We start from the raw sequence: 12,728 nt of genomic DNA, 5'->3' as shown, positions 1-12,728 counted from the left end.
CATGGACAACGGAATTCCTTTGAGCAGCAGCGGGCGGGCCCTCACGGACTACCCGCGACCTTCCGTTGCCGTCGACGCCGCGGTCCTGACACCCGATCCGGACCTGGGTCTGGCTGTGCTGCAGGTGCGTCGCGCGCAGAGCAGGGGGTGGGCGCTACCGGGCACCTTCCTGCACGAGGGGGAGACGCTCGCCGACGCAGTCAAGCGCTCGCTGGCCGACAAGGCGGGCGTCCACGGGGTGGCGCCGCGTCAACTCCACGTCTTTGATGCGCTCGGCCGTGATGGCCGGGGCTGGGTGCTGTCGGTCGCGCACGTGGCGGTGGTTCCCGCCGGCAAGTTGTCGACACGAATCCCCGAGACCACCCGGTTGGTGCCGGTGGATGCGCCCGGCCGGCTGGTCTACGACCACGCCGAGATCATCGCGCTGGCCGTCGACGACGTTCGTGCCCGTTATGCCGGAACACCTGACCCGGATCGACTGCTCGGCGAGCAGTTCACCCTGCGTGACCTACGTCTGCTGCATGAGGCTATCGAGGGGGAGGCGTTGCAGCGCGACACCTTTCGGCGCGCCATGGAGCCGCACCTGGAGCCCACCGGTGAACGGGTGGCCCTCGGTCGGGGGCGTCCGGCTGAATTGTTCCGGCGCAACGCATATCGCACCTGACTTGACTTTCAAGCAGCGCTCGCCGGCGCCAACATGGCCGTGATCAGGCCCTGATCACGGCCACCAGTGCAGCGTCGATGATCTTGTCGTCACGAGTGGCAACGGTGAGGTTGCGGCGCAGTGCCTGCGCCACGATCGCCCGATCGAATGGGTCTTTGTGTTGCCACGGGAGCCGTCCGGCGAGAATCGCGTCGGCAGACTCGATGGGCAATTCCGCGGCGCTCATACCGGCAATGATGTCCGGCCAAGCCGACAGTAACGCCTCACCATCGAGTCTCCCGATCCTGGTTTTGATGGCGATTTCCCATGCGGAAGCGGCACTGACGACGACGTGGGTTTCGGGCTTGATCAGCTCTGCCATGGCTGCGGCCTCCACTTCGGCCGGTGCGCTGACCAGCCACAGGAGGGTGTGGGTGTCCAGAAGAACGTTCACGACTCGTCGGCGCCGTCCCATGCGTGTAGTTCGGCATCGGGCAGCGGTTCATCAAAGTCATGGGGGATGCGCAGGGCTGGCAACTGGCCGAATGTGCGCGGAAGGGGCTGCACCGGTACCAGCCTGGCAATGGGGCGGCCATGATTCGTGATGGTCACAGATGCGCCGGTCCGTTCAACTTCGGCCAGGATGCGATTCAGCTGGTTCTTGGCTTCCGTGCTGGTCACCGTGCTTTCCATACGCCCATGGTAGATCAGAGAAGCTAATCGCGCTAGCGTAACTAGCGTAATAAGATCGTTAGGCCGAGGGCAGCAAGCGATCAGGCCTTCCGCCTCAAGTAAGACGCCCGGCCCGCAGCGCCACCCTTGCCAACGCGGCAGCTGCAGGACTGATCCAGTTGAGGTCGGCGAGCCGCCGCGGCCGATCGCAAACGTTGACCAGCACATCGTGCGCGGTCAGCCGGTACAGCACGTCTGACGGGACGGGTTCACCGTCCTCGCGACGCCAGCCCAGCTGGGTGAGCGCTTCGGCGATGTCTTTGAACCGAACCCGGCCGTCCTCCGCGCCGCCTGCCTGTGCCAGGAACAACAGCGTGGCGTGGCATTCGAACGCTTCGCCGTCAGAGGGAATTAGTCGCGATGCGAGATGGCGCCACAACACCGCCTGATCGCGCTGGGCGGCGATGCCGGCCTTGGTCAGCACCAGCGAGCCCTTCAGCTTGCGCAGCAATCCCATCGCCTGCAAGGACTCCCGAAAGTTCAGCAGTGCAGGGCAATTGGCTTCACGGTTGTTATTACCCATCCACTCGGCCACCTGCGGCACCACCGCTGCTGCGGCGGTCACGTCAGAGGGTTTCAAATAGCCGGCCGATGTCAACGGGATGGCGTCCTTCACCGCCCGGTCCAAGAACCATTGGTGTGCGGTCAGATTGGCTCGCAGGATGTCGTCGTCGACGATGGTGGGTGCCGAACTCAACTGGACAAGGCCCGCGACGAAGTTGACGAGTACGGGACCGTCCGGCAAGCGGCTCAACAGGGCGATGAGCCGCGAATCCAGCCCGCCCAGCACTGCGGAGAAGAAGGGGCCATGCAGTGCCTCGTTGAGCCGCGCGAGGTCGAACAGTTCCGGATCAGGCAGCACCGTGGCGAGCTGCACGGCATCGGTGATCCCGCCGCAGTCCTCCGGCGGTGCGGCCCGTTCGCCGTCGATGACCACGGCGGCGGGGTAGCTGTCCATCGGAGTGAGTACCTGTTCGAGTTCCAGTGTCAGTTCCCAGAAATCGCCGTAGTCATAGACATAGCCCAGCCGGTCGCCGGGCTCACTCATCATCGCGCCCAACGACGTCTGGGACGCAGGTAGGCCACGATCCTCACCCTCGGCGATGTCCTCGTCGCAGAGGATCTTCAGGCTGCGGTCATCGAATGGTCCTCCACCCATGGCGAAGCGGTACAGATGCCGGTTCTCCCAGTCGAACGCGGCCTGCACCACCAGGTGCACCACGTCCAGCGGCAGATCCGCACGGAGATCGAGGCGCCGCCAGATCGGCGGGGTGGAGCCGTCCAGGTCCACCAGCACGCGGTAGGTATTGCTCTTGGCTTCCCTGCTTGTGATGGTGCTGCCCACGCGGGTCAGCCTACGAGGGAAGTGGCCGAAATGGTGACAACCCAACCCCGATATCGGAGGTAACCTCGACAGTTGACCTCAGGTAGTAAAGGGCCTGTCAACAGAGATTGCAGAGTCGGCCATCGTTGATTTCGAAATCTATGTGCTGATGACCATGAAGTTGCGGATGTCGATGTCTCAGATCACCGAACATCTACACGCGAAGTTGTCGGAGCACGGACTTTCTGTCGAAGATGGTGAGCGGGCGCGCGACCGCGTCGCATCCTCACTTGGAGACGAGGCTTCCTACTTCCGGAACTTGAAGGTGCTACTCACCGGGACAGACAGCGACGCTACGTCGCTGGAATTTGCCAGTGCTTTATGGCCGGACTTCGACTTCAAAGCGGTGGCGGCCGAAAGCGGTTCGACCCAGTCAATGAACTACCGGCGAATGCGCGGACAGTTCCCGCAAGTGGAGTCTCCGAAAGAGTTTGGTCCATGGGAAGTGGATGTCAACGACTTCGCCCGACGCTTTGGCCCGCTGACCCCCGGCCCCCTGCGTCCACTCAATGACCAGTACTTGGCGAACTATCAAGAGTATGGGTTCAGTTGGAACGGCCGCGGTTACGGAGCAGGCTTCAGCTGGGGGCTCTTCATGTTCGCCGCCCAAGACTGGGACTGAGCAGACGGTTGAATAGCAGTGTCTGGCTCCAGGCCGGACTCGCCATAGGCATTGTCGGCTCGATCGCCCTTGGCTTTATCCATAACGTGCGCATTGAACGCCGAGTCTATTGGTCGACCTGGTTGTTAAGCCCCGGCGTAATGACATTCGGAGTAGTGCATCGAGGCTGGGGGACAGCACTTGTCGTCTATGCACTGGTGGCGGCATTGGGAGTACTGCTCGCCTACTTCAGAACGTCCTATCTCAAAATCGGCGGGCGAATTTATTCGTTCTGGATCGCTCGAACCCAACCTGATCCGCCCACCGACGGCAGCCCCGCGCCGCGGGTGATCCCGCCGCCCGACGCGTACCGCGGGCAGGTCACCGCGACAGCGCATTGGTGTCTCTTGACGGTCTTCGGCGTGGTCACGGGAACCAGCGCGCTGATGTTCGGCATGGGGCCTGAAACGCTCGGGGCCGGCACACTCACCGTCGCGATGTTGGCCATCACCGGGTACATCGACTCCTATGACGGATTCCCGATCGCCCGCCGCCGGTGGGTGCAGCTGGCGCTGATCGTCATCAGCTCGATTCCGGTCTTCCTGCTTCCGCCGATCGCGTACCTGATCGGCTACTACCTCGACGGACCCCGACGTCGCTCCTGACGGTCCGGAGGCTCTGCGCCGGAACTTGTCGGTGCCCTCTGTCATTCTGTCCGGCTCGCTTGAGCACGAAGCGAATCGACGGAGGACACCATGACCACACACCCCGGTTGGTACCCGGATCCGGCCGGTCAGCCCGGCCAGCGCTATCACGACGGCCACCGCTGGACACAGCACTTCACGCCCACCCCGCCACCCGTCTCGGCGCCGCCGGCACAGGCCGTGGCGGTCGCGGTATCGAACGGCGGCGGCACCAGCCACGGCCTGCACCTGGTGCTGACGGTGTTCACCTGCGGGCTGTGGCTGCCGATCTGGGCCCTGGCCGCCATCTTCGGCGGTGGCGGATCGTCATCGGTGGCGGTCGCCGGCAACGGTGCGACGGTACGCACCGCGAACTGGCGGCCGCTGATCGCGCTCGCGGTCATCGGCGGCTTCTTCCTGATGGGTCTGATCGCCCAACACCCGTGGCTGCTGGCCGTTCTCGCGGTGATCGGCGCGTTGGCCGGCGGCGGGTTCTGGGCGCTGAAGGCTGCGCAACGGCGCGAGGAAGAGCAGCGCTGTGAGCAGTTCCAGCGCGACATGCTCGCGCAGCGTGCCGAGCACGAGGACAAGCTCTACCTGCAGGGCGATCCGCGTGGAGTGCACGGCCAGTACCTCCCGCCGGACTGCGGGTAGATGGCTCCGCTACCGCGAGCTCGACCCAGACCGGTCGACCTCGCCTTCGCCCGCCCGCGCCCACCGGAGACGATCGCAATAGCAGTCGCCGCAGTGGATTTCGGCTACCGCTACGCCGCCGTCGGAGAGCTGCAGTCCTGGGCAGGGTTCATCGCCGCGCCCACCAAAGAAGCCGCCCTGCTGGAGGCCATCACCCGCATCCGTGCCGAACACGGAAGACACCTGCGGATGCGGTTCCTGGTGAACCTGAAAGGCAGCAGCCCGTTGTGGCGCGAGGCCCACCAGATCCATTGGTGGATCGAGCGTCCCGATACCGCGGAACAACCATTGGTGGACGCAGCCGTGGAGCGGCTGCGGCACAACCCCTTTGCGCCTGCGATATCGCTGCCGGTGACGCTCGACCCGATGACGGTCGCCGCCGACGGCTCCGTGCGTGGCAAGCACGCCGGGTTCGCGTGGCTGTCCTGCACCGGGCACTACGGGGTGGCCGGCTACCGCTCGTCGGCGAACACGGTGGGCAGGCAACCGGTACTCGTCGCCGAGCTGCTCGCCATCGGGGACGCCGTGGGCGAGCTGACGCGCCGACGCCTGTCGATCATGTCCGACAGCCAGGATGCCGTCGCCATGGTGGACTGCTGGAAGCGCGGGGACACCGCCATGCCCGTCGAGTACCCGTCCGACGGCCCGCTGCATGTCGCACGACGCCAGATCCACGTCGATCGGGAACGGGTCGACGTGCGCTGGGCACCCGGCCATCGCGGTGAACCTCTCAACGAGGGTGCCGACGCCTTGGCGCGGCTGGCGTCGCGGCATCGACGCGGTGACCACGACCTGCGCGATGACGATGAGTACCGCCGCCGCGCCGCAGGCATCGCCGAGGGTTTTGCCTCCGAGTTTCGGCGCGTTGCCGAGATGACGGCGTAGCCATCGAGGTCGACATTTCTACCATGGAGGGGTAGATTTCTACCATGAGTCTGAACATCAAGAACGAGCGGACGGTCGAGCTCGTGCGCGAACTTGCTCGACGCACCGGGCTCAGCCAAACCAGTGCCGTCGAAGAGGCGGTACGCGCCAAGCTCGCAGAGGTCAACGCTGGGGCAGGTCGAGATGCACGCCGCGCCAACGTGAACAAACTGCTGGTCGATCTGGACACATCGATGACTTCTCGGCAGAAAAGCCAGATCCGTGCCGAAGAGAAGCAGCTATATGACGACCAAGGGCTGCCGGTGTGATTCTCGATACCAGCGCGATCGTGGCCATAGCGCTCAACGAACCCGAACGCGACCGGTTGATTGACGCGATTTTGGATGCGACTGCCGCGAAAATCTCGGCAGCCTCGATGGTCGAGATCTCTGCCGTGCTGATGCGACGGATGGCGCCCGAAGATCTCCGTCGCGTCGAGCGCTTGATCGACCAATTGGGCATCGAGACAGTAGCTTTCGATGCTGAGCAGGCGGCACGTGCGACACGGGCCTATCGCGACTTCGGTCGCGGCAGCGGCCACCCGGCCGGACTCAATCTCGGTGACTGCTATTCCTACGCACTCGCTGACGTCACCGGGGAACCACTGCTGTACGTCGGCGGCGACTTCGCGCACACCGATATCGCCTCGGCAAGGTGATTTACCCGCTCACAACCCACTGACCCGAATAAACCAAAGCCACCTGGGTAACCTCAACCCCAATGGACGACGGATCAGGGGGACCCCAATGAGCCTCGTACTGGGCCTATCGGTGACATCGAAGGACATCCACGGCGAGCTGGTCGACGGCGACACCGGCGAGGGCCACCCGATCGACCGCGCCATCGTGGACGCAGACCACATCGAAGACTTTCTGGCCGAACTCCCGGCCGATGCCGACCTGCGCGCCGTCGGCATCACCTGGTCACACGACGCCGAATCCGAGGCCGTCAAGGTCCGTGAAGCCCTCGACGCCTACGCTGGCGGCGCACCTATCGTCGCCGTCCGCGATGTCGAGGCCACCGCAGCCCTGGCCCGCGGCATCGCCGACATCGCCGGACACGATTTCGCCGTCATCTGCGTCGTCGAACCCGACGGTGCCGTCGTGGCCACCGTCGAAGGCTTCGAGATCCACGTCGAGCACATCGACCACGCCGACGCCGCCACCATCAACGACCGGGTCCGCGCCATCGTGCGCGCCGCCCGCCCCAGCCCCGACGCCGTCTACATCCTGGGCTCGCAGGACCCCGACGACCTCGTCGCCGCCGTCGCCGCGGAAACGGACCGCCCCGTCATCACGGCCACCGAGGCCGACTTCGCGCTCACCCGCGGCGCCGCCCTGGCCTCCGCGCTGACCGCCAACACGCCCGAAGCCCCCGAAACCAAGAAGCGCATCACCCGCGTCGGCGCCCTCGCGACCGCCTTGGGCTCCGCGGCCGTCGTCTTCGTCGTGTCGCTGTCGGTCGCGCTGACCGCCCCGGAGGCACCCGAACCACCGCCCCGCCCGGTGGCCGCCGTGGAGACCGCCCCGCCGCCGGTAGCGCCGCTCAGCCCGGTACCGCCGCGCGCGTCCCGGGAGATGGCCAGGACCCTCAACATCGCCCCGGCCGCTCCGGCGCCGCCACCACCGCAAGCTGCCGCTCCCGCACCACCACAAGCCGCGCCCACGCCACCACCCCCGCCGGCCGCGGCCCCCGCACCGCTGCAACCGTCGGTGCCCGCGGTGCAGGAGCCGCGGCTGCGCGACCGCATCCTGGACCGCATCCCGATCATCGGCCGCTTCAACTGAGCTACCTGCTCGCTCTGACGCGCCACGCACATCCCGCTACGTTGTAAGCCGTGAGTGTCACCCCGGCAGACCTGACCGGCACCGAGCGCGCTGTGCTGCTGGTCCTGATGGCCGAATCCCGCCCGGTGCCCAACCCCGACCTGATCGCGCTGGGCCCCCGCCTGGAGAAGGCCGGCCGTGACAAGCTCAACAGCCTCGGCCTGATCGAATCCGACCGCACCGGTGGCCGTTTCGTGCACGAGCTCACCGACCGCGGCTGGCGGGTGTGCCGCGACATCCTGAGCGCCGACCCGCCCGCCGGCGCCACCGGACCGGCGAAGACCCTGGCCACGATCCTGCACGGGTTCGAGCGCTACCTGCACCGCGCCGACCTCAGCCTGGCCGACGTGTTCTGGCCCGACACGCCGAGCGGCCCCACCGACCGGATCCGCGACGCCTACACCGCCCTGGCCGCCCGCCCCGGCGCCTGGGTCGCGCTGGCGACACTGCGCACACAGCTCGATGACCTGCCCCGCACCGACATCGACGACGCCCTCGGCGAGCTGTACCGCGCCGGCGCCATCAGCCTCATCCCCGAGGAAAACCAGAAGGTCCTCACCCCGGCAGACCGTGCCGCCGCGCTGGAAGTCGGCAATCAGGCCAAGCATCTGATTAGCATCGAGAGCTGATGCAGGATGCACATCGCGACGCGCTCGCCGCGCTTCGCCTCACCTGGGCGCCCACCAGTGACGATCTGTGGCGCCCGCAGGCCACCCACGTGGACGGCCTCAATGAGCGCGCCATCGAGGACGTCATGGACGCGTTCGGCGACGCGCTGCGCGACCCCGACACCGCCCCGCTGGGCGTCGCGATCCGCGGGCAGGCCGGCTCGGGCAAGACCCACCTGCTCGGCCAGATCCGCCAACGCGTGCAGACCGGCGGCGGATTCTTCTTCGTCGTCGAACTGCTCGATGCCGCCAGCTTCTGGGAATCGGTGCGCAGCGGCGTCCTGGAAAGCCTCGGGCGCCCCGGCGAGCACCGCGAAACCCAGCTCAAGGACCTGCTGTGGGAGCTGTCCTCCATCGCGCACGTCTCCCGGGCCGACCGCCGCGCCATCATCGGCGACGAGGACCTCGAACCCGAGGTGCTCGACGACTTCGTCAACACCCTGGCCAAGGCGCGCCGCGACGTCCGCGACTGCCACCAGACCCTGCGTGCGCTGGTGTTGTTGGCCGCCAACGACCTTGGCGCCCGCGATATCGGCGACGCCTACCTGCAGGCCAGCGAGGAAGTCGGCGCCGAGGACCGTCAGGCCTGGCGGCTGCGCGGCACCAGCCCGTCCGCGCAGCAGTGCGTGCGCGATATCGCCCGGCTGACCGCGCTGGCCGGGCCCGCCGTGCTCGCCCTCGACCAGATCGACACCCTGCTCGCGCAGACCTCCACCCGCACCGACGAGGCCGGACCCGACGCCGACGGTGTGCTCGAGCAGGTCGCGCACGGCTTGATGTCGCTGCGCCAGACCATGCGGCGCACCGTCGCGGTGGTGGCGTGTCTGCCCTCGGCGTGGGAACGCATCCGCGACCACGCCACCGCCAGCGTGTCCGACCGGTTCCGGGTCACCGCGCCGCTGGCGCCGCTGCCCAGCGCCGATATCGGCCGCGCCATCCTGGAACGCCGGTTCGCCGCCAGCTACGCCTCGGTCGGGTTCACCCCGCCGTACCCGAGCTGGCCGATCCTGCCCGCGGCGTTCGACGGCGCCGCCGGGCACACCCCGCGCCAGCTGCTGATCCGCGCCGACAAACACGTCCGCGACTGCCTGCTGCGCCGCGAGGTCATCGAGATCCACCGCTTCGGGGCGGCCCCAAAACCGTCGGACCCTCAGCCGGATAACGACATCGACACCTCGCCGATCGACCGGCGCTTCGCCGAATACCGATCGCGCGCCGTCACCGCTGCCGCCCTGGACCAGGACGGTGAGGACACCGCGGTGCCCGCGCTGCTGAACGCCGCGCTGACGGCGTGGATCGTCGAACATGGCGATGACCAGTCCTACAAGTGCGACCCGCCACCCGGCTCGCATGTGGTGCTGCACGCCCGGCTGCGCCAGACCATCGACTCGGCCACCGACGACGAACGGCACTGGGCGTTTCGCGCGGTCGGCGCCACCAACGCCGTCGCCGCCCAGAACCGCATCAAGAAGGCCTATAGCGCAACGGGTCTCGGGTCCGGATCGGACCGGCGCGGACTGTTCCTGCTGCGCAACGACCCGTGGCCGAGCGGCTCGAAGACCCAGAGTCTGATCGATGACGTCAAGGCGGCCGGTGGGCGCACTTTGACGTTGTCGGACAACGACATCCGCACCATGGCCGCGCTGCGCGACCTGATCGCGGAGGACCTGCACGGCCTGACCGACTGGCTGCGCGAACGTCGGCCCGCGCACGGCATCAGGCTGCTGCAGGAGGCCCTGGACTTCGAGGCGCCCGCCGCCGTGGAGGCCACCGAGCCGGTACCGGAACCGGAAGCGGAGCCGCTGCCGGAAACCACGGTGTCCGACACCCAGATCCCACTCGGCATCGACCTACACACCGACGAGACGGTGGCCATCGATCTGGCCATGCTGCGCAAGCACATTGCGATCTTTGCCGGCTCCGGGTCGGGTAAGACGGTGCTGATCCGCCGCCTGGTCGAGGAGTGCGCGCTGCGTGGGGTGTCCTCGATCGTGCTGGACCCCAACAACGATCTGTCCCGCCTGGGCTCCGCGTGGCCGGAGCTGCCCAACGGCTGGCGGCGCTCCGATGATGGCCGCGCCCAGGATTACCTGCAGAACACCGAGGTCGTCATCTGGACGCCACGTCGTTCCAACGGCCGCCCGCTGGCGTTCCAGCCGCTGCCCGATTTCCCGAGCGTCGTCGATGACCGCGACGAGTACCACGACGCCGTCGAATCGGCCTGTGCTGCCCTGGAACCCCGCGCGCTGATCGCCGGGCAGACGCAGAAGGCCAACCGGTCCCGCGCGGTGCTGCGGGAAGCGTTGCAGCAGTACGGCCGTCAACCCGCGCCGACGCTGGACGGGTTCATCGACATGCTCGCCGATCTGCCCGACGATGTCAGCAACCTGGCCGACGGCCGGCGCATCGCCGCGGACATGGCCCAGGATCTGCGCGCCGCCATGGTCAACGACCCGATGTTCGGCGGGGCTGGCCAGCCCGTCGACCCCGGTCTGCTGCTCACCCCGACCGACGGCAAGCGGGCCCGGGTGTCGGTGATCAGCATGATCGGCCTGCAATCCGACGAGCAGCGCCAGGGCTTCGTCAACCAGCTGCAGATGGCGCTGTTCGCCTGGATCAAACGCAATCCGGCGGGGGACCGGCCGCTGGGCGGGCTGCTGGTGATGGACGAGGCGCAGACCCTCGCCCCATCGCGGGGCACCACGGCCAGCACCCGCAGCACGCTGGCGCTGGCCTCGCAGGCCCGCAAGTACGGCCTGGGACTGGTGTTCGCCACCCAGTCGCCGAAGGGCCTGCACAACCAGATCCCGGGCAACGCGACCACCCAGTTCTACGGGCTGCTGAACTCACCGGTGCAGATCGGCACCGCCGAGGAAATGGCCAGGGCGAAGGGCGGATTGGTGCCCGATATCAGCCGCCTGCGGGCCGGGAACTTTTACGTCGCCACCGAGGGCGAGGCGTTCCACCGCATCGTCGCGCCGTGGTGCCTGTCCTATCACGCGGCCAGCCCGCCGTCGGCCGAGGACGTGCTGGCGTTGGCGCAGACGGAGACACCGCAGCCCGCCACGGAGTAGTACTGACACCATGCCGACCATCACCGCCGTGCACGGCGACATCACCCGGCAGAACGTGGACGCCATCGTCAACGCCGCCAACAGCGCCATGCGCGGCGGCGGAGGCGTCGACGGCGCCATCCACCGCGCCGGCGGCCCCGATGTGCTGCAGGACTGCATCAGACGCTTTCCCGACGGCCTGGCCACCGGCGACGCCGGCTGGACCACCGCCGGAAGTCTGCCTGCCCGCTGGGTGGTGCACACCGTCGGACCCAACTACAACGCAGGTCAGCGCGACCGCGCCCTGCTGGAATCCTGCTATCGGCGGTCACTGCAGGTCGCCGACGACTCGGTGCCGCTGCAATCGCTTTCCCGCTGATCAGCGCCGGAATCTACGGCTGGCCCAAGGACGATGCCATTGCCGCGGCCATCGACACCATCGCCGGCGCGGCAACCAACGTGACCGCTGTGACAATCGTCGCCTTCGATGTCACGACCTTCGAGGCAGTGCGCGCGCGCCTGGTTTGACCAGATTGACCCCGCGTCGATTCGGGTACGGGCCACAGCATGGATGTGTACAACGTTGCTTTCGAATGGACCGACACCAACAAGCACTGGCTGGTGGAAGTGCCCATCAGAGTGACCGCGTACCTGGTCATCGCGCTGATCGCGCGATATCTGATCCACCGCGCCATCGACCGCGCGACTACCGGCAGAAACCCGAAGATCGTCGCCGAAGCCCAGCCCGACGCCGGCGAGACCTCATCGAAGAAGCCACCGCTGCTGCGCAACCTGCGGGAGCGCACCGGCTCGGCGAACGCCGCCAAGGTCGCCGCGCGGCGTCAGCAGCGCGCGCAGACCATCGGGTCGGTGTTGAAGTCGACCGCGTCGATCGTGCTGCTGGTCTGGGTGGTGCTGACCATCCTCAACGTGTTCGGGGTCAATATCGCGCCGTTCATCGCCTCGGCCGGTGTGGTCGGGCTGGCCATCGGTTTCGGTGCGCAGAACCTGGTGCGTGACTTCGTGACGGGTGTGTTCATGCTGCTGGAGGACCAGTACGGCGTCGGCGACATCGTCGACCTCGGTGAGGCCATCGGCGAGGTGGAATCCGTCGGCCTGCGCATCACCACGGTGCGCGATATCGACGGCACGCTCTGGTATGTCCGCAACGGCGAGATCGCCCGGGTCGGCAACATGAGCCAGGACTACGCGGTCGCCCGCATCGAGGTGCCCGTCGCGCTGAACGCCGACCTGCACGAAGCCGAGCGGGTGGCGCTGGAGGCCGCCCGGGAGGCCATCAAGGACGAGGCCATCGCCGCCAAGGTGATCGGTGAGCCGGAGATGTTGGGCGTGCAGACCATGTCGGTGGACCAGGCGACGCTGCGGCTCACGCTGAAGACCAAGCCCAACGCGCAGTGGTCGGTGCAGCGCCGGCTGCGCCGCGAGATCCTGCGGGCCTACGACGAGAACGGTATCGACCTGCCGTACCCGTTGCTGCGGGCCTCCGCAGGCGCCGAGTAG

General features: G+C 67.4%; 14 protein-coding genes and 1 pseudogene. 12 read left to right on the top strand and 3 right to left on the bottom strand.

The annotated features are described in order from the left end of the window. Window position 1: 1 nt before the first annotated feature. Window positions 2-664 (top strand): NUDIX hydrolase, encoded by a 663-nt coding sequence (locus EXE63_RS05270; RefSeq protein WP_168141105.1) that lies wholly within the window; start codon window positions 2-4, stop codon window positions 662-664. Between the two features lie 43 nt (window positions 665-707). On the opposite strand, the gene EXE63_RS05265 is transcribed toward EXE63_RS05270, so the two are convergent. The 3 genes from EXE63_RS05265 to EXE63_RS05255 all read right to left on the bottom strand — a co-directional run bounded on the left by EXE63_RS05265 (window position 708) and on the right by EXE63_RS05255 (window position 2,720). Then, window positions 708-1,097 carry a type II toxin-antitoxin system VapC family toxin gene (locus EXE63_RS05265; RefSeq protein ID WP_168141104.1) on the bottom strand — a complete coding sequence of 130 codons (390 nt, stop codon included), beginning with the start codon at window positions 1,095-1,097 and terminating at the stop codon, window positions 708-710. Continuing rightward, the gene (locus EXE63_RS05260; protein WP_168141103.1) at window positions 1,094-1,336 is read right to left on the bottom strand and encodes a type II toxin-antitoxin system Phd/YefM family antitoxin; all 243 of its coding nucleotides are present in this window, start codon (window positions 1,334-1,336) and stop codon (window positions 1,094-1,096) included. Before EXE63_RS05260 ends, EXE63_RS05265 begins: the two co-directional genes overlap by 4 nt. A 94-nt stretch (window positions 1,337-1,430) precedes the next feature. Beyond that, complete coding sequence (locus EXE63_RS05255) at window positions 1,431-2,720, bottom strand: plasmid pRiA4b ORF-3 family protein (protein WP_168141102.1); 1,290 nt, start codon at window positions 2,718-2,720, stop codon at window positions 1,431-1,433. Between the two features lie 148 nt (window positions 2,721-2,868). On the opposite strand from EXE63_RS05255, the gene EXE63_RS05250 reads away from it, so the two are divergent. The 11 genes and pseudogenes from EXE63_RS05250 to EXE63_RS05200 all read left to right on the top strand — a co-directional run bounded on the left by EXE63_RS05250 (window position 2,869) and on the right by EXE63_RS05200 (window position 12,728). Continuing rightward, window positions 2,869-3,381 carry a hypothetical protein gene (locus EXE63_RS05250; protein WP_168141101.1) on the top strand — a complete coding sequence of 171 codons (513 nt, stop codon included), beginning with the start codon at window positions 2,869-2,871 and terminating at the stop codon, window positions 3,379-3,381. 8 nt (window positions 3,382-3,389) lie between these two features. Next, complete coding sequence (locus EXE63_RS05245; RefSeq protein WP_168141100.1) at window positions 3,390-4,025, top strand: hypothetical protein; 636 nt, start codon at window positions 3,390-3,392, stop codon at window positions 4,023-4,025. Between the two features lie 90 nt (window positions 4,026-4,115). Continuing rightward, window positions 4,116-4,697, top strand: a complete 582-nt coding sequence (locus EXE63_RS05240; RefSeq protein WP_168141099.1) for a DUF2510 domain-containing protein — start codon at window positions 4,116-4,118, stop codon at window positions 4,695-4,697. A 93-nt stretch (window positions 4,698-4,790) separates the two neighbouring features. After that, window positions 4,791-5,621 (top strand): RNase H family protein, encoded by an 831-nt coding sequence (locus tag EXE63_RS05235; protein ID WP_210000284.1) that lies wholly within the window; start codon window positions 4,791-4,793, stop codon window positions 5,619-5,621. Window positions 5,622-5,665: 44 nt separating this feature from the next. Beyond that, window positions 5,666-5,929: a type II toxin-antitoxin system VapB family antitoxin gene (locus EXE63_RS05230; RefSeq protein ID WP_168141097.1), complete on the top strand. Its 264-nt coding sequence runs from the start codon at window positions 5,666-5,668 to the stop codon at window positions 5,927-5,929. Next, on the top strand, window positions 5,926-6,318 hold the full coding sequence (locus EXE63_RS05225) for a type II toxin-antitoxin system VapC family toxin (protein ID WP_168141096.1): 393 nt from the start codon (window positions 5,926-5,928) through the stop codon (window positions 6,316-6,318). Before EXE63_RS05230 ends, EXE63_RS05225 begins: the two co-directional genes overlap by 4 nt. A gap of 88 nt (window positions 6,319-6,406) precedes the next feature. Next, entirely contained in the window at window positions 6,407-7,447 is a 1,041-nt protein-coding gene (locus tag EXE63_RS05220; RefSeq protein WP_168141095.1) for a DUF7159 family protein, read from the top strand. A 50-nt stretch (window positions 7,448-7,497) separates the two neighbouring features. Beyond that, the gene (locus tag EXE63_RS05215) at window positions 7,498-8,115 is read left to right on the top strand and encodes a hypothetical protein (RefSeq protein WP_168141094.1); all 618 of its coding nucleotides are present in this window, start codon (window positions 7,498-7,500) and stop codon (window positions 8,113-8,115) included. After that, window positions 8,115-11,228: a helicase HerA domain-containing protein gene (locus EXE63_RS05210; RefSeq protein ID WP_168141093.1), complete on the top strand. Its 3,114-nt coding sequence runs from the start codon at window positions 8,115-8,117 to the stop codon at window positions 11,226-11,228. The genes EXE63_RS05215 and EXE63_RS05210 overlap by 1 nt, the downstream gene beginning before the upstream one ends. 10 nt (window positions 11,229-11,238) lie before the next feature. Next, window positions 11,239-11,735, top strand: a pseudogene (locus tag EXE63_RS05205) (O-acetyl-ADP-ribose deacetylase). Window positions 11,736-11,774: 39 nt separating this feature from the next. Continuing rightward, complete coding sequence (locus EXE63_RS05200; RefSeq protein WP_168141092.1) at window positions 11,775-12,728, top strand: mechanosensitive ion channel family protein; 954 nt, start codon at window positions 11,775-11,777, stop codon at window positions 12,726-12,728.

Origin of the sequence: Mycolicibacterium frederiksbergense (genome assembly GCF_012223425.1) — a bacterium.
Lineage (GTDB): Bacteria > Actinomycetota > Actinomycetes > Mycobacteriales > Mycobacteriaceae > Mycobacterium > Mycobacterium frederiksbergense.
Note: the sequence above shows the minus strand (reverse complement) of the source record. Positions and strands in the feature narration are given on the sequence as shown.